Source organism: Bilifractor sp. LCP19S3_H10, from assembly GCF_052119185.1.
Taxonomy (GTDB): Bacteria; Bacillota; Clostridia; order Lachnospirales; family Lachnospiraceae; genus Bilifractor.
On sequence record NZ_JBQKFT010000002.1, the window covers coordinates 206,534 to 223,812 of the forward strand.

The following is a 17,279-nucleotide window of genomic DNA, read 5'->3' on the forward strand; positions in this document are numbered from 1 at the left end:
CAAAATTAAACCCTGTGTTCTTTTCTGATTAAAGCCATAAATGCTCCTGCTTTTCCATGATTTGCCTCTGCAAGGATCATATCCGCAATCTTCTTTGGAAAGGCTCCACCGGAATTGACAATCATTCCATGCAGAGAACAATCCACGCTAGATGATACCAGCATTCGGAATTCGGGATTGGAATAGTCCGGCTTCATTCCCATTTTCTTCGCAATCTGTTTTTCAATCATTTCACACATTTTACGCGCGATAAAGCTGAAGTCCTTCATCTCACTGAGTGTATTTCCGGATGTGAACTCTCCCTTCACAGGGGACCGATCCTCTTTAACCTCCCTTCCCAATAAAAGACTCCAGTCCTTCAGAGAAGGATGCCCTGCAGGCGCTTCATACCAGCTTCCCTTCAACCTATTCTCGGTGCGAAGGGTTACCCCTTCTATTATTAGACTCTTCTTCAGACGTATGTCTGCGGAAGACGCCCCTACCATAACCGTATAGTTCCCGGAAGGGATAATAAATTTATCCTGAAATACAGCAAAGCTCCTCGCATCCAGCATCATGGTCACCGTTTTTTCCTCACCCGGCTCCAGGTAAATCTTTTCAAATCCCTTTAATTCTTTGATTGCCCGAAAAATTCCATCCTGTGGATTTCCGATATAGAGCTGTACAATTTCCGCACCCGGATTCCTTCCTGTATTTTTGACGCTGACAGATACCTCGTATTGATATTCTGCTTTATCAGTCTCTAAAATCTTCAAATCGGAATAAACGAAATCTGTGTAGCTCAGCCCGAACCCAAACGGAAAATTCACACTCACCCCCGCTTTGTCATAATACCGGTAACCGACATAGATTCCCTCCCGATACTGGGCGTTCTTGCGAACCCCGGCATAGTAGCCGTAAGACGGCACATCCTTCAGGGAACGGACCCAGGTTTCTGTCAGTTTTCCGCTTGGATTTACCGCTCCGGTAAGAACATCATAGATAGCAGATCCTGAAGCCTGTCCTGACAACCCGGCATATACAATTCCCTCCGCCCGGTCCTGATACGGAATTTCCATCACGCTTCCACCCATCAGAACAAAAACCACGTGAGCGTGATGTAAGGTTGCTTCATCTATCATCCGCTTATGTCCGACCGGCAGATCCAGTGTATCACGGTCAAATCCTTCCGACTCATATTGAGAAGGCAGGCCGGCAAAGACGATAACCTTATCATACTTTCCGGCTGTCTGGTCAATCGCGTCAAGTGCACCTTCGAGCAGGTGTCCCTTTTCATCTACCACTTCCAGATAATCCGCTTCCGGCATCATGGGCAGAAACTGATCCTGCATTGTCGGATGGATATGACTGCTTCCGGCTCCCTGGTAACGTCCATCCTTCGCCATATGGCCAAGAATCAGAATCTTCTCACCGCCGTTCAACGGCAGAACATGGTTTTCGTTTTTTAACAGAACAATTCCTTCTTCAGCTGCTTTTCTGGCGAGCTCGTGGTGTTTTGTCTCATCAAAGCCCCGTGAGTTTTCTGTTTGCGTAATTGTCTCCTGATGCTGCTCCCGATTTTTCTGCATGTCGAACACCAGTTTTAGCACCCGTGCAGCACAGCGATCTACACTATCCTCACTAAGTCTCCCTTCACGAATCGCATGCATGGCTTCTTCATCTACCGATATCGCACCTCCGGGCATAGAAAGATCACACCCGGCAGAAAAACCGTTTGCTCTGTCATTCATTGCGCCCCAGTCGGTGACAACCATTCCCTTGAATTTCCACTCTTCCCGCAGAATTTCTGTCAGGAGATGATAATTGTCCGAGCTATAGACTCCATTGATTTTGTTATAGGAACACATGACAGTTTTAGGCTGCGCATTCCGGACCACTCTTTCAAAACCGGCCAGATAGATCTCACGGAGTGTACGCTCATCAATCTGAGAATCCGAAGAAAATCTCTTGTATTCCTGATTATTTGCTGCGAAATGCTTCAGGCTGCATCCCGTTCCGGTCGACTGCATACCCTCTACATAGGCGGCCCCCATTTCCCCGGCTGCAAATGGATCCTCTGAAAAATACTCAAAGTTTCTCCCACACAGCGGATTTCTCTTGATATTGATACCAGGACCCAGAACGACAGAGACATCATATGCACGTGCTTCTTCTCCGATCGCCTCAGCTACCTGACGAATCAGATCCCGGTTCCACGATTCCCCCAGCGTCACAGCTGTAGGAAAACAAGTGGCCGGTTCCGATTGATTGATACCGAGCATATCCGCTTTTTCACTCTGTTTTCGAAGACCGTGAGGACCGTCCGTCATCATAATAGATGGAATCCCGTATTGTTCAAATGCCTTTGTATGCCAGAAATCCTTGCCGGAACAGAGGGCAATCTTGTCTTCCAGAGACATCTCATCCAGAATCTGTCTTATTTTCAGGTTTCTCATTTCCTCTGTGTATTTGTCCATGTAATTATTACACCCTTTCCTGCGCTATCCTCAAACTTGCAGCATTCTTCTGACTAATTAAGCTTTGTTGTCCGGGTTCGAAAATTTCTGTTCCGAAATTATTTTACGTAAATTCTTATTTCACAGCTTTTTTCTTTCTCTCAGCAAGTTCTGTCACGATCTTCGGATAAATTTTCTCCAGGTCGTACATTTTAAACAGAATTGCCATTCCGATCAAAAGAGCCAGCGGAATATAGATAGAAAACGTAAAGATTCCTGCAGTAACCGCTGACGGCTGTTCTGCCGCTGCCGCGCCTGAAATAAATCCACACGCACCGAGGATCCACCCTATCAATGATCCTCCGATACCTGATCCGATTTTGGACCCGAAGGATGATGCTGAATTGCTCATCCCGACCAGCTTATGTCCGAACTTCCAGTCATTGTACTCAACACAGTTATTTACCAGTGCACTGGTCAGACACATGATTGGAATGTTCGCAAAGGTAACCATGCTTCCACCCACCAGACAGGAAATCAGGCTGTATGGGGTGAATACACGATAGATACAGCCGGCGATACCAATGATACAGCCGGTCAGGCAGGTCTTTGCCATTCCTAATTTCTTCGTCATCGGACCAACAAGTATAAAGCCCGCAAAGGTTGGAATCAGACCGACAGCACCCAAAAGTGCGACAATGTTGTCGTTGCCAAGGATATACTTTGCGTAAAAGGTTCCTCCGGAAGTAGAGAGTCCGTAGGAAATATTCATCAAAAGATTGGCGATCAACATAATCACCCAATATTTATTCTGGAATAAAAGCTTGATTGACTGTGCAAAATCTAGTTTGTCAGGGCCCTCTGTGCTCTCCGCATCTTCTTCCTTCCTACTCTCTCCGACCGTCTCTTTTGATGATCTGTATAAAACGACCATGCTGATGAAGGAAAGGATTGAAAAAACAGCTGCCACTTTGATCCATGCCGCCTGGGTCCCTCCCAGAAGATTCGTGATCGGTATCAGACCGATCGATATAATCATGCCGACCACATATCCGAAGACCGCGCGGTATATTCCCATCTTTCCACGCTCCTCGCTGCTCTCGGTGCGCATGGCAATCATAGCGCCGTAGGGGATGGCAATCGCTGTATAGATGACTGCGCTGCACAGGATGTTTGTGATCAGCACATAACCTGACTGAACACCCCTGGATGCCTTCGTGGGAACCGTGAAGAGCAAGACAATAATTGCCGCTATCGGAATCGCCATGATCCGAAACCATGGCCTGGCTTTTCCATCCCTGAAAGTAACATCATCCATAATCTTTCCCATGATCAAATCCGTAAACGCATCTATAATCTTAGCGATAACAAGCATGGTTGCCACCGCTGCCGCTGCAAGTCCCACTTTATCCGTATAGAAATACGTCAGTTGTCCCACCAGACAGGAAACCGCATTTAAAGGAAGCTGGCCGATTCCATCTCCCAGATAATCCTTAAAGCGCATAGTTTTCTGAATTCCCATCGCGTCCTTACCTAGTGCCATTTTCTTTCCCATAATCTCCTCCTGTAAAACATCGATATCCGAGCTGGCCGGGCCCCATAACGGTTCTTTTATAAACAGTCTAACAGGAAAATAGCCCTTTTTATTGTAAGATTGTGATGATATATTGTAAAATTAAGGCATTATCGGAAGAAACCTATTACGGATAAGAAGCAAATCATTGAAATATCGAAGAATCAAAATATAGCAGTCTGAATATCTTTAAACAAGAAAATCTACAGAAGATAAAAGAAAGGCTTCATTAATGAACATAGATTTTGAACAAAAGCTAAACATGATTTATCATGCCACCTATGTGCCGACCCACTATTACGTAAAGAGTAATCTGAAGGCTGTTTATCCTTCTCTCAGCCTTCCGGATGATTATCTGAAGCATTATAAGGACCAATTGCTCTCTTCACAAGATAATCTTCTTTATCTGACGACAAAAGAATTTGCCTATCTTGGCTTCTGCAGAAACCCGGAGACCGGTGAGTCTGTCGTTTTAGGTCCGGTCTGCTCAATACCCTTAGGTGACGAGGCAATTGATCATCTCATTTCCGCGTACAGCCTCCCGGTGCAGATGCGGCTTCAGATCATAGATTTTTTTCATCAGACGCCTCTTTTCTCTCTGGATCAGTTTCTGAATATCCTTGCATTAATCTATACAGAGATGACCGGAAACGACATTGACATCTTTGCTCGGTTTGGAATTGTAAATCATGAAAGGGAAGAAGAAATAGGAAATGTACACTCCAGGTTGCTCTATGAGCGCAAGGAGGAACAGCATTATCATGATACCTACTTTTTTGAGCAGTCCTACTATGGATTTGTCGAACGGGGAGATTTGAATGGCCTGAAGGATTTCATGAAAACGGTTCCACCGCTTGACGTCGGTTCTGTCGCTCAGGATTCCCTGCGGCAATCGAAGAATATCTTTATCATCACTATTGCGCTTATGACTCGTCACGCAATCTCCGGAGGTCTCGATATTGAAACTGCCTATCAGCTCTCCGATTCCTACATTCAGGAAGCGGAGCGTATGACAGATGCCACAGCTATCACGCTGTTAACCGCAACAGCGACAATGGATTTCACCAGAAGAGTTTCTGACGCGAAAATTCCCAGCGGTATGTCAACGGATGTCTTTCGCGCCATTCAGTTTATCTCGAATCATATCAATCGAAACATATCTGTCGGTGATATAGCAAAGGAACTGAAAATGGACCGAAGTACTCTCTCCAGAAAATTCAAAAAAGAACTTGGATTCCATATCAGTTCCTATATCATGCGGCGGAAACTGGAGGAGGCCAGAAGCCTTCTGCGCTACACCGATAAAACGATCAGTGAGATAAGCGAATATCTGTGCTTCTCCTCACAGTCCTATTTTCAAAATGTCTTTCGCAAAAAATACGGCTGCACACCCAGGGAATATCGAAAATCTGTCACGAAATCAGAAACGCACGCTCGTTAATTCATCCCTTTATATTCACGCGTGAGCCGAACAACAACCGGAGAAAGCAGAAGCACGGCAATCAGGTTTGGAAACGCCATGAGTGCGTTCGAGGCGTCCGCAATCGTCCAGGCAAGTCCCAGCTTTACATTTGCTCCGACCACGACGAAGATTACATAGATCGCCTGATATACCTTTGAACCGGTCGTTCCGAAGATAAATTCAAAACATCTGCTGCCGTAAAGGCTCCAGGAAAGCAATGTCGAATAGGCAAACATGGCAATACACACGGCGATTACAATGGCTGCCAGCTTTGTTCCAAGCACTGTTCCAAACGCCATAATGGTCAGATCTGTTCCTGCGGTCTTTCCATAAAAGGCTTCGGCCTTGCCGGATATCAGAATTGCAAGCGCTGTCAGCGTACAGATAACGATGGTATCCGCGAAAACCTCAAATACACCATACATTCCCTGCTGAACCGGATGCTCGACATCTGCAGCCGCATGCGCAATCGGTGCCGTTCCAAGTCCAGCCTCATTCGAGAAAATACCTCTTCCGAATCCGGCCTTCACTGCCTGCTGAACCGCTACACCTGCAAGCCCGCCGCTGATAGATTTCGGATCAAAGGCACCCCTGAAAATATCGGAAAATACAGATCCGATCATGCCGGCATTTCCCAGAACCACGACCAGTGCCGCCACAATGTATACAAGTGCCATCACCGGAACCAGTTTTTCGGTTACGCTTCCGATTCGCTGCATACCTCCGAACAATACGAGAATGGTCAGGACCGCTCCGATAATACCGATCACCATATAAAGCGCCTGAAGATCTCCCGCAGGAAGGTTCGGCTGGAAGGATGTGACAACTGCTCCGATCGAGGTAACGATGGTATTGATCTGGGTCATATTTCCTGTACCGATCGCGGCTATAGAGCCGAAAACACAGAACAAAACTGCCAGCCAGTGCCATCTGGCACCGAGCCCGTTCTGTATATAATACATCGGACCGCCCACAAAATCTCCGTTGCTGTTCTTCTTGCGGAAATGAACGGCGAGCAGGATCTCCGAGTATTTCGTACACATACCAAACAGAGCCGCTATCCACATCCAGAAGATGGCGCCCGGCCCGCCGATTGCGATCGCGCCCGCAACACCGGCGATATTTCCGGTTCCGACTGTTCCCGCCAACGCCGTACTCAGCGCCTGTACCGGTGTCAGACTTCCATCCTGATTCTCCTTGCGAACGAACAGCTGTCCGACAGTCTTCTTCATGATATATCCGAACTTGCGAAACTGCATGAAGCGAAGACGAATACTCAGGAAAACGCCTGTTCCAAGCAACAACGCCAGCATAGGAATGCCCCAGACCAGCGAGTCGAACTGATTGATGATTTCCGTAATGTTTTTCATTGCTTCCCCTTCATCGACAATCATATAAAACGACTACCGCATTTGAAATACCCGCCTCATTACCGGAGGCCTCTCTCACCTGCGATAGTCTTTCTGAAAATACTGATTCCAAATGATTAAGATAAAAACACTCCGCGATCCCGATGTCTGATTCCTCTGCTACAGCATATCCCAGATCACCGGACTGGTGGCGGAAACCGCGATGGCTCCGTGGTCCAGTGCGTTCATCACATCCTCCCGGTCGCTGATGAGCCCTCCGCAGATCAGCGGCAGATCCGCCGACTTCCGGATCTTGCTGATCACCTTCGGTGCCAGCGTTCCAGGAAGAATCTCAATCACATCCGGCTGTGATGAATAGCTCTGTCTGGTCAGCTTCCCGACGGTATCCATTGCCCTGCTGTCCAGAATAAAGACACGAAGAACCGCGGCAAGTCCCCGATCCTTGATACAGGAGATCAGACTGCTCCTTGTCGTGATGATACCCTGCGCCATGGTTTTCTTCCTCAGAAAATCAACGGCAGCCTCCCTCTGACTCAATCCGTCAATCAGATCCAGGTGGACAACCGGTGTCTTCCCGGCTTCTGCAATTTGCTCCGTGATTCCGGAGACGCTGCACACATCACCATAGAGAACAAATACAATTTCAACCTCTGTCTTCAGGCAGGCCTCAAGGCCTTCGTCATTTCTGACAGCCGCTACAATCGGGCTGTCCTCGAGTTTATCCAGAAATTCCTTATTCATGTCTCATTATAACGGCTGATGACCGTCTGTGCATCCAATGTAGTACTCCCGTCTGCCGTATACAGTCTCACTTCACTGAAAGAAGGCTTTTCAAGCATTCCGGCAAGCTCCCGCAGATCCATTGTCCGGAGGCTGTATTCGCTGCCGCGCGAAGAAACCGCGCGATCTGCTTCCATACGATCCGTATAAACAGGAATGCAGTGCGTCCGGCCGTCAGAAGCCCGATAGCAGACCATCCGCTTCTCATTTCCCTTGCAGATCGTATAATATTCTTTATCCTTATTCAGTGCTAACGCCGCGCTTTTCGTTTTCTGCATCCGATAGCTCTCCACCGAATTCAGGACACCGGATATGTCCTTGAATCCGCTGTAGAGATCTGTCTCAATCCCTGTTTTATATTTCTTCAGTATCCCGGAATCACGGAGAATATCCTCGTCCGTCTTGCCGCAGGATCGGATGCCCGTGAAATGATCCACTTCCTTTCCGGATGCCGCGTCATACAAGGCAACCGTCTGAAGCGTCCACATTTTTTCCGATTTCCAGATTGCCAGAACCTTTTTCAGATACTTTCCGGTCTCCTCACGGTCTTTGCCCAGCTCCGAAACAACTTCAGAACCGACAGCAGCAAGCCAGAACCGCGGTCCGTCACTGACATAGGCATACATTGCTTTTCCGCCCCTCGGGTCGTACTCTTTCTCAAATCTGAGAACCTTGTCCTCCTCGCTTTCCTCAGAGCTGCTGTATACCGCTGCAAAAAGGTGATAGCGTCTGCAGAACTCCTTCTCGCGGATCTTCTCGGAATCGGGATCCGGAAGGACCGCCGCGATATTACCGTTTTTCAGATAAAACCAGTCCGCATTCGGAAAGTTCTTTTCATTTATTGAAATCGAGTCGTTCATAATCTTATCCTTTTCTCCTTACATGGATTGCATATCGGAATTACCGCTTCCGAAGGCGGAATATTTCAGAATCCGGTCAGCCAAGAATCGAACCGTAGTTGTGAGCCGATTGAACTGCCGCGTTCCATTCCGGATGGAAGCCCGCAGTTCCCGGAACCGGATGTCCTTCCTTCCAGGTTCTTCCGGCAACCATAAAGGAAATGGCGTTCTTTCCTCCCGCCAGTCCCCACTGATTATCAGACGGAGTCATGTTGCTGCCGACAATCGTTTTCAGCACCGTCCCATTGGAAAGCGTAAAATCAATAAGATCTCCGACCTTACCAAAAGAGGGCATGCAGGAAATGACATATCTTCCGCTGATTCTTCCAAACCCCTCCGCGTCAAAATCTCCGTACTTTTCCTTCAGTCCTCTCTCAGTAGTTCCAGCCGCACAGAAACTGTCCCATGTACCATAACCATACTGACCGCCCGCGGACGTATCCGGAGTGATTGTCACAGAATCACCCGCCGTCAGGGTTGCCGGCTCATTCGTCTGGTCAGGAAGCACATGGGTACACCAGCACAAATCCGGCGTGTAGACGGTCGTCGCGATAATCCCGCGGCTTGAGCTGTAGGCCTCAATTGTTTTCCCGTCTCCGGCATATATTGCCACATGATAGATTTCGCCGGTCGCGGCATTCCGGTAGAAACAGAGATCCCCGGGAACCGCATCCTCCAGTGACACCCTGGCGCCTACCTGTGCCTGATCCTGGGCAACTCTCGGGAGCGATATCCCGAACTCACCGTAAAGCGTCTGCACAAATCCGGAACAGTCCGCGCCATCCGTCAGACTGGTTCCTCCCCATACATAATTGTTTCCGATGTAATAGGCGGCATTTTTGATAATTGAAGCACCGAGATCTTTTTTCTCGGACCAGGGGGTTACAGAAGAAAGGCTGTAATAGAACGCCCGGTTATCCTTCGGGCTGACCTTCTCTGTGGCCCCCGCGAAACTGCCTTCTCCTGCTGCCGCAACCTCAGCATTGACTTCTCTGCCGCCCCGGACACTGCTCCTCGGAACAAATCCCCGGCAGTCGCCGGATTCCACATAGAGCCAGTCACTCCCTGCGTTTTCAATCTTATACAGAAGACCGTTTGCCGGAATAGTGCCGACCACTGTGCTGTTCGCGTCCGGCTGTTCTGTAATATTCACTGCGGATAGCGTGAGCAGATCATACTTTTCAGCGATGGTTTCTCTCGTCGTTGTATTCGTGTGTGTGAACGCCTCATTGTCCCAGATCTCAACTGTCTTCGAGGCAAAATAAGGGCTCCAGTCAAATTCGGCCTTTTCTTCATCCGTATGAGCGTTTCCAAGCCGATAACGCGCCGCCATCAGGTGCTTCGCAGCTACCTCCGACCGGATTGAAGAAGCAGGAATAAAACCACGGACCTCTCCGGACTCGACATACAGCCACCCGTTCCCCTCATCCTTCAGACGGTACATGATGCCGTTTTTCGTGATATGTCCGACCGCCTGAGAGGATGTGGAAGTTGACATATAGATATTCATGTCCTCCGCGGCAAAAACCGGGTGCTTTCCGACCGTCTCAAATCGAAGATCAGACACCTTCAGATATTCCGGCGGAACAACTGTACGGGATCCGGTCGGAGCTCTCTGCGGTCCTTCTGCCTCGCCCCCATTCGCCCCGGTCGAATCAGAAGCCGGTGTCTCTCCGGATGTATCTGTAATCGTCAGTCCATCGGTGTCCTTCTGCCCATCCGCAGCCTTATTCCCTGAGCTCTCGTCAAACGATCCATTTTCTTTCACAGCGGATGATTTCGAAGCACCGGTCGACCCGGAAGCGCTCTGTGTGGATGCAGAGGGACTGGAAAACACGGTACCTGTCTCAGATGAAGAAACTGAACTCTCTGGAACAGATTTCGCTGTTTCAGACGATGCTCCAGGAGAAGCGATTTCTCCCGCCTCCTGATTTCCGGTGTCCGGAGCCGGCGTCGCTGGAGCAGACGGTACTGCTGTCCCTGTTGTTCCTGCCCCGGCAGACGAGGATGCGATACTGCTGTCCGGCACCTGGCTGCTCCCCGTTACCGCTGAAGAAGCTGCCGTAATCTCATCTGCTGACACCGCGAGTGCGGACGGAGCCGCCGTAATCGATGCAATTACCAGTGCAGTTACAATAATGCCGAGCTTCTTTCTAATCTGATTCTGTCTCAATGGTTCTGCCTTTCCAATGATGTTCTGTCAATTCTGTCTTTTTCAGTCAGTTTTTTCTTCTTATCTTGCCTGCTTATAACCGTATTTTTACTCAAAAGCATTTCTCTCGATCAGAAGCTTGAGTGTCTCCCAGTTCTTTGCAGAATCCGCATTCTGCACAATTGCTATTCCTTCATCATAACATCCGGCATCGCTCATGATTCCATACAGATTTGTCGGGTCATTCAGAATACTGTCACCGGTGTCGTAGATTGTTCTCCAGTTTGCCGCAAGTGCGTCCTTTTCTGTATCATCCGATTTGTCGATTACATCCATGACAATACCGAGAAGTTTATCCTGATCCATATCCTTCACATCATTTGTATTTGCCCAGGTGATCAGCGTAACCGCTGATAACACGCTTTGCAGTGAAGAGCCAGCCGTTCCGGGTCCCCAGCTGGTACAGATATCAAGAACATCTCCGAAAGAGCTTTCAAGAGAAGCAGCGGAATCATCCGAACTGACGGCAACTGCGGTCAGAGCTTCAGTCTCCGGCGCGGCGTTATCCTGCGAGGAAGAAGACACCGATGAAGACACTGAATCCGACGAAACGGATTCTCCGGACGAGGAAGACACAACGGATTCTGACTGAGAACCTGCGGAGCTGCCCTCGGACGACGAGGCGGCTTCCGTCACCTCTGCCGCTGTACTCTCAACAGACGGCGCACTGTCGGCGTTACGGTTCCCGCATCCGACGGCAGAAACGGCGATAGTGCCTGCCAATAGAACGATTACAACAGATTTCTTCATGAAATGTTCCTCCCTGCGAAAGTCCGAAACCCGGGGCAATCCACACCAGATAATGATCTGTACTGCCCCGCCAGCGGGATATGGATCTATGAAGGACATACTTTCCCGCAAAGGCTTATTGCTATTATTATAGTCTTCTGCACCAATCCACGTCAATCCAAGGTTATAAACTTCTGAAGTGTGTAAGAATTCCATCTGATCCATGAGGATAAAAATGTCCTGAAAAATATCGTCTCGGGCAGCATCGCGTAATCATGATTACTCTGATATGGCTTAAGTCTTCTGAAAAAAAGAAAGATCTTCTGGAAAAAGAAAAGGTCTTCTGAAAAAAGAAAAGGTCTTCTGAAAAAAGGAAAGGTCTTCTGAAAAACGAAGAGAAAAGAATAGAAAAAGATACAGAGAATATGATCGAAGGATTCAGCCGGTTCCTCCGCCGGCCTTCAGTAACAAAAGCCTTCATTTGTCAAAATAAAACATATACTCCAAAAACTCTCCTGGATAGCAGCATCCGCTGTCATCAGTGGACCACCACGTGCCCTTCAGGTGCGTGGTGGTTCACAAAATTGTCCTGAAAAATATTGTCTCTAAACAAGTCACAGAAAAAAGCGCATGACACCGATCACCTGACCGAGAATCGAGAACGAATGATCTCCCGTCACAATGATCGGATCCATATGGTCGTTCTCCGGCTGAAGACGAACGTATCCGTTCTCCCGGTAGAAGGTCTTCACCGTGGCAGAATCATCAATCAGAGCCACCACCATCTGTCCGTTTCGGGCTGCATTTGTCTGACGTACCAGCACAAGGTCACCGTCAAGGATTCCGGCATTTATCATGCTTTCCCCGTGTACGCGCAGCATAAAAGTCTGACCGTTCGGCAGTTTATTCACCGGGATGGGAAAATAAGACTCCACCTGTTCCACGGCCAGAAGCGGCTGACCCGCAGCAACATTTCCAATCACCGGAACATTCTGATACTCTATGGCCTGACCGGTTTCTGCAGCCGGATCGAGCTGTCTCAAGCGTTCTTCACGAAAATCATCGTCCAGAATCTCAATTGCTCTTGGCTTTGTCGCGTCCTTGCGTATATAACCGTTCTTCTCCAGCGTCTCCAGATGTGCGTGAACAGATGATGTGGATTTAAGATGAACCGCTTCACAAATCTCGCGCACAGACGGCGGAAAACCGCGGTCGAGAATCTCCTGCTTCAAATAATCAAGAATCTCCTGCTGCTTCTTGCTGATTGGTTTCCTTCCTGACGCTATATGAGCATTCGAAGATGTATTCATAAACACTCCCCCAGACTATAGAAAAAATCTCCCATGGCACCTGCAGACACGGAAGTTTGCTGAATTCAAATGAATATTCAGAAAAAAAGCTTTACATAAATATACCATACGCACTTTAAAAAAGCAAACACATTTTTCGAACATGTATTCGTTTTTTACCGAACAAACATTCGTTTTTTATTGACACGTTTACAGAAGTGTAATATAATCGCAATATAAGAACAGGTGTTCGGAACCTGTGTTCGGGTTTTTCTGTTAAGCATTTAAATTGAGGGGGCAGATTTATGATTTCGAATAATTATTCCGTACATTCCCGTCGTATTTACTATAATTCAGCATACTCAGGATCGGACAGATCAGGATCGGCTAATTTTGCCAGAAGAGACGCTGCTGATCGCGCCGCAGGATATTGCCGTTCCAGTGGAAGAAGATCGCTCCGGAGAGAACAGCAGAGAAAACTTCGCCATATGAAGAGAGCTATTGTCATAATGATGATTTTCCTCGCTGCAGTCCTTCTGCTGCTCCACTTTACCGCGAACCGCACGGAAGCGGAGAAGGTGAATGTTCCCACCTACAAGTATTACACCAGTATCGAGGTGGATCAGGGCGAAAGCCTCTGGTCCATTGCCTCCGATCATATGTCGCCCGAATACAGGGATATCTACGACTACATGAGCGAGATTGCCTCTATCAACCATCTCCACGGAGATCAGCTCGACAGAGGGCAGCGAATTATCATCCCCTACTACTCCACGGAGATCAAGAAATGATCCATACCTTTGGAATCCTGCGAAAGAATGCAAGTAAAGGTCTGCGACAGCTCATTCAGGCTCCCGGAATCGATCAGAGTACCGGAAGCACCAGAAAACCTGGAGATCATCAGAGGCGTGGAGATCACCGGCACCTTTCTTAGGATGGACATCAACAACAGACTCTGGTATGGTATATGACACAGATGGTGTGATAAAATGCTGTATACATAGGGGGACGAAAAAGAATTGAAAGCAGAACCAATGAATAAAAATAGTTCCTTTGAGAAAATCTATGAGGTCGTGCGGCAGATTCCCGCAGGCAAAGTGGCGACATATGGTCAGATCGCGTCTCTTGCCGGCAATAAACGTTGGGCGCGCGTTGTCGGTTACGCACTTCACGCGAATCCCGACCCGGAACACATACCCTGTTACCGTGTCGTTAACCGGAATGGACAGGTTTCTCCCGCCTTCGCGTTTGGCGGAAGAAACCGTCAGATCGAACTTCTTGAAGCAGACGGAGTGCCCTGTCCCGATGGGATTGTAGATCTGGCAAAATATCAGTGGAAGAAATTTTCTTTGACCGACTTTCAATGAGTCCAGAACAACACCAGATCCTGTTCTCCCCTTCCAGCCTTTGACACCCGCCCGTTAAAGGGAGATTATTTCTCCTCTGATCCAGAGCCATTCTCGAGTGTTTCCGGAGAGATGACCCTGCCGTCTCTCCAGATCCTCTCCAGATCATAGAACAGACGATTTTCCTCATCAAAGAGATGAACGACGATATCACCATAGTCAAGCAGGATCCAGTTTGCATTCTGATACCCCTCTGTGCTCCTGGCGTGAACACCCATTTTGTCAAGCGCCTCATCAACGGCATCTGCCATTGCCTGAACCTGACTGCGGTTAGACCCGCTGGCGATAATAAAGTAATCCGCCAGTGTCGAGATATGAGAAATATCGATAATCTTGATATCAATAGCCTTTTTCTCTTCCAGTGCTTTTACGGCAATATCTGCCATTTCTCTGGGCTCTGTCATATTAACCTCCTTATGAATCCGTAACTGATACCGTTTGCGGCACGATGTATCATTCGTTGTTAATCGATGTGTTTCGTGAGAGTCCGGTAATAGTCATATGCTGAAAGCGTCGTCTCGTCCATTGACTTCGGATTTTCACTGAGATACTGGACCGTATCCTTCAGGATCATATACATGCATTCATTAATATCGCAGAATGCGGCTTTCCGGATCTCCGTCAGATGAGGCGCCTTATCACGATTCGGTTCAATATAGTCCGCAATAAACGTGATTTTCTCAAGCGTTGTCATCTCCGGCTTTCCTGTCGTATGCCAGGTAATGGCATCCAGAACCTCCGTATCCTGGCACCCGTAGTCCTTCCTTGCAATATACGCGCCGAGCTTTGCATGAAGCAGCACCGGATGCTCCAGTTCAAACTTTTTCACTGGGATATTCTTCCTTGTGCAGATTTCAATTTTCTGCGCATTCGGTATACACTTTGCACAGTCGTGCAGAAGTCCCGCCATCCGCGCCTTCTTTAAATCCACATCATAGCGCATTGCAAGTGCGCATGCCGTATAAGTGACTCCAAGCGTGTGGCGGTAACGGCTGTCCGTCAGTTCTTTCTTTAACTTGGATTCGATTGAATTCCACTCTGTTTTATCTTTGCCCATTTTCTGTCCTTCTTTGAACATTTTCTATGCGGATCATCTACCTATCGGTTAACAGAACCGCATTATCCTTTTCCGGAACACGCCACCTTCTCCGCATTGTCAGCGGAAGACAGATAAATCCTGTTTTCCCGGATATAATCCAGTACTGGATCCGGAAGATAATATCTCGCCGATATTCCGTTTCGGATCAGCTCGCGGATATGCTTGGAGGAGATATCCAGATTCGGAGTGTCAAGCTTCAGGAAGTCTCCGTGAAACTCTTCTCTCCGCTGATCCAGAAGCCTGTTGAAGACATCCGGATCTGTCTGATTTCTTGTCGCGACGACGATATGGGCAGCATTGACAATTCTCTGCGGTTCACGCCACTGGTCAAAATCAAACAGAGAGTCCGCACCCATGATAAAATAAAAATCCATATCCGGGTTTTTGTTCCGCAGCATCTCCAGTGTTCGATAAGTATAGCTGTAGCCATCCTCATTCATCTCAAATAGAGAGAGCTCAAAGCCCGGATTCGATGCGATGGCCAGTCTTACCATATCTACCCGCTGTTCATCTCCAGCTCTTCCGGCACGGTTTCTTTTGTGTGGCGGATTGCCTGCAGGCATGAAGAAAACCTTATCCAGACTGAACTGCTGTCTGGCTGCCTCTCCCAGTATCAGATGCCCGATATGAATCGGATCAAAGGTTCCTCCCATGATACCGATCTTTCGTTTTCTCTCTTCTGACATAGAAATCCCCTGTCCCAAATACCCATATAAGCAGTTCCGTATCTGATGATGTCCGCAGCGCCGTCCTGTCTCCGGAATACCCGTTCTGTGACGCTGCCCGCAGGAGTTCTCACCGGCGGTTTACTTCGGGAATACAATCCTCCTGTCATCGCCCTGTCCCTCTTTATATAGGACGATCTTCTTGCCGATGATCTGCACGATCTGGGATTTTGTCCGCTCCGCCAACATCTGTGCCATTTCCTTCGGATCATCCATGCAGTTCTGAAGGATGCCGATCTTTATTAATTCCCGCGCAGCAAGCGCAAGGCGCACGTTTTCTGTCAGTTCCGGCGTGATACCGCTCTTGCCAATATGAAGAATAGTATCCTCATTCATTGCCAGCCCTTTCAGGTAAGCTCTCTGTTTACTTGTCATCTGAATCTCCCGTTATTCGTTATTCTTTGAAAAATGTCTACGGCTCTCATGTACATCTGACAGACAGCCGCTGTCCTTTGTTCATTCTCTCTCCGGCAGAGCTCAGGCCCCGCCGCCCTTCGTTCATTCTCTCTCCGGCAGCGCTCAGGCCCCGCCGCCCTTCGTTCATTCTCTCTCCGGCTGCGCTCACGTCCCGCCGCCCTTTGTTCATTCTCTCTCCGGCAGTATCCACGCCCCGCGGCCTTTCAGATCATCAAAACGAAGCTTTGACGCCTCCCGACATTCCCGGAACGCGATTTCCTGATAATTGTCCTCATCGTCGGTGTGAAGAGAAAAATACTTCTCAACCCGGATCGGACTCTCTTCAAAAGCCGTAATCGCATAATGACGTGTAACCTTCTCCCTGGTTTCATTCACCCTTATGGAAAAAGAAGTGATCTGAGAAGTCTCGCAGAGAATCAGATGCCTACCCTGCAGATTCCGGAACAAAAAACCGCAGGAATTATTTTCCTGTTCCAGATACTGCTCAAGCTGCCACGGAGAGTCCGCATCCGGCTCGTCCATCCAGGTTCTCAGTTCAAAATTGCAGTTTGCGAACGGTTCTATCGTCTGGCGAAAGACCAGAAGATGCTCATTGCGCGGCGCCCCGAACCACTCTCTCTTCGAGGTGAACCGGATCCCTTCCCAGGTGAATTCCGCATCTCTGCAGAAAATATCGAAAGGCGGGATCTTCCGTGTCTCCGAGTAAGTCTCATCCCTGTCGGAATGACCCTGGTAATGAAATTCCAGATTTCTGACTTCCGGCAGTTCCTGCCAGATCTCAATCAGCCCCATTTGTAGGCACCTCCGTAGCTTTTACACTATGTGACAGCTGCGAGAGTTGTGAAACAACGCAGCAGCTGGCTTCATACAATTTGTGGCGCCC

The 17,279-nt window shown here is 48.4% G+C and carries 16 protein-coding genes; 3 read left to right on the plus strand and 13 right to left on the minus strand.

Annotated elements, in window-relative coordinates:
* Positions 1-5: 5 nt before the first annotated feature.
* Both ACTQZS_RS02665 and ACTQZS_RS02670 read right to left on the minus strand, forming a co-directional pair.
* Complete coding sequence (locus tag ACTQZS_RS02665) at positions 6-2,456, minus strand: beta-glucosidase (protein ID WP_441474464.1); 2,451 nt, start codon at positions 2,454-2,456, stop codon at positions 6-8.
* A gap of 115 nt (positions 2,457-2,571) precedes the next feature.
* On the minus strand, positions 2,572-3,990 hold the full coding sequence (locus ACTQZS_RS02670; RefSeq protein ID WP_441474465.1) for an MFS transporter: 1,419 nt from the start codon (positions 3,988-3,990) through the stop codon (positions 2,572-2,574).
* 250 nt (positions 3,991-4,240) lie between these two features.
* Here ACTQZS_RS02670 and ACTQZS_RS02675 point away from each other — a divergent pair, with 250 nt between their 5' ends.
* On the plus strand, positions 4,241-5,449 hold the full coding sequence (locus tag ACTQZS_RS02675) for a helix-turn-helix transcriptional regulator (protein ID WP_441474466.1): 1,209 nt from the start codon (positions 4,241-4,243) through the stop codon (positions 5,447-5,449).
* Here ACTQZS_RS02675 and ACTQZS_RS02680 read toward each other — a convergent pair.
* The 6 genes from ACTQZS_RS02680 to lexA all read right to left on the minus strand — a co-directional run bounded on the left by ACTQZS_RS02680 (position 5,446) and on the right by lexA (position 12,770).
* Positions 5,446-6,840 (minus strand): alanine/glycine:cation symporter family protein, encoded by a 1,395-nt coding sequence (locus tag ACTQZS_RS02680; protein WP_441474467.1) that lies wholly within the window; start codon positions 6,838-6,840, stop codon positions 5,446-5,448. The two genes, ACTQZS_RS02675 and ACTQZS_RS02680, sit on opposite strands and share 4 nt — an antisense overlap.
* Positions 6,841-6,999: 159 nt before the next feature.
* A complete protein-coding gene (locus ACTQZS_RS02685) occupies positions 7,000-7,581 on the minus strand; it encodes a glycerol-3-phosphate responsive antiterminator (RefSeq protein WP_441474468.1) in 582 nt (193 codons plus the stop codon).
* The gene (locus ACTQZS_RS02690; RefSeq protein ID WP_441474469.1) at positions 7,578-8,480 is read right to left on the minus strand and encodes a hypothetical protein; all 903 of its coding nucleotides are present in this window, start codon (positions 8,478-8,480) and stop codon (positions 7,578-7,580) included. Before ACTQZS_RS02690 ends, ACTQZS_RS02685 begins: the two co-directional genes overlap by 4 nt.
* Before the next feature lie 76 nt (positions 8,481-8,556).
* The gene (locus tag ACTQZS_RS02695) at positions 8,557-10,692 is read right to left on the minus strand and encodes a C40 family peptidase (RefSeq protein WP_441474470.1); all 2,136 of its coding nucleotides are present in this window, start codon (positions 10,690-10,692) and stop codon (positions 8,557-8,559) included.
* A gap of 87 nt (positions 10,693-10,779) precedes the next feature.
* Positions 10,780-11,481: a hypothetical protein gene (locus tag ACTQZS_RS02700; RefSeq protein WP_441474471.1), complete on the minus strand. Its 702-nt coding sequence runs from the start codon at positions 11,479-11,481 to the stop codon at positions 10,780-10,782.
* 593 nt (positions 11,482-12,074) lie between these two features.
* Positions 12,075-12,770: a transcriptional repressor LexA gene (lexA, locus tag ACTQZS_RS02705; RefSeq protein WP_441474472.1), complete on the minus strand. Its 696-nt coding sequence runs from the start codon at positions 12,768-12,770 to the stop codon at positions 12,075-12,077.
* Positions 12,771-13,237: 467 nt separating this feature from the next.
* On the opposite strand from lexA, the gene ACTQZS_RS02710 reads away from it, so the two are divergent.
* Together ACTQZS_RS02710 and ACTQZS_RS02715 are read left to right on the plus strand one after the other, a co-directional pair.
* Positions 13,238-13,540, plus strand: a complete 303-nt coding sequence (locus tag ACTQZS_RS02710) for a LysM peptidoglycan-binding domain-containing protein (protein ID WP_441474473.1) — start codon at positions 13,238-13,240, stop codon at positions 13,538-13,540.
* A 243-nt stretch (positions 13,541-13,783) separates the two neighbouring features.
* Entirely contained in the window at positions 13,784-14,116 is a 333-nt protein-coding gene (locus ACTQZS_RS02715) for an MGMT family protein (protein ID WP_441474474.1), read from the plus strand.
* Between the two features lie 65 nt (positions 14,117-14,181).
* On the opposite strand, the gene rsfS is transcribed toward ACTQZS_RS02715, so the two are convergent.
* The 5 genes from rsfS to ACTQZS_RS02740 form a co-directional block, all read right to left on the minus strand.
* Entirely contained in the window at positions 14,182-14,559 is a 378-nt protein-coding gene (gene rsfS / locus ACTQZS_RS02720; protein ID WP_441474475.1) for a ribosome silencing factor, read from the minus strand.
* Positions 14,560-14,618: 59 nt separating this feature from the next.
* The gene (gene yqeK / locus ACTQZS_RS02725; protein WP_441474476.1) at positions 14,619-15,212 is read right to left on the minus strand and encodes a bis(5'-nucleosyl)-tetraphosphatase (symmetrical) YqeK; all 594 of its coding nucleotides are present in this window, start codon (positions 15,210-15,212) and stop codon (positions 14,619-14,621) included.
* Positions 15,213-15,274: 62 nt separating this feature from the next.
* Complete coding sequence (nadD, locus tag ACTQZS_RS02730) at positions 15,275-15,940, minus strand: nicotinate-nucleotide adenylyltransferase (protein ID WP_441474477.1); 666 nt, start codon at positions 15,938-15,940, stop codon at positions 15,275-15,277.
* 120 nt (positions 15,941-16,060) lie between these two features.
* Positions 16,061-16,354 (minus strand): YhbY family RNA-binding protein, encoded by a 294-nt coding sequence (locus ACTQZS_RS02735; RefSeq protein WP_441474478.1) that lies wholly within the window; start codon positions 16,352-16,354, stop codon positions 16,061-16,063.
* A 207-nt stretch (positions 16,355-16,561) separates the two neighbouring features.
* Positions 16,562-17,188 (minus strand): hypothetical protein, encoded by a 627-nt coding sequence (locus ACTQZS_RS02740; RefSeq protein ID WP_441474479.1) that lies wholly within the window; start codon positions 17,186-17,188, stop codon positions 16,562-16,564.
* Between the last annotated feature and the right edge of the window lie 91 nt (positions 17,189-17,279).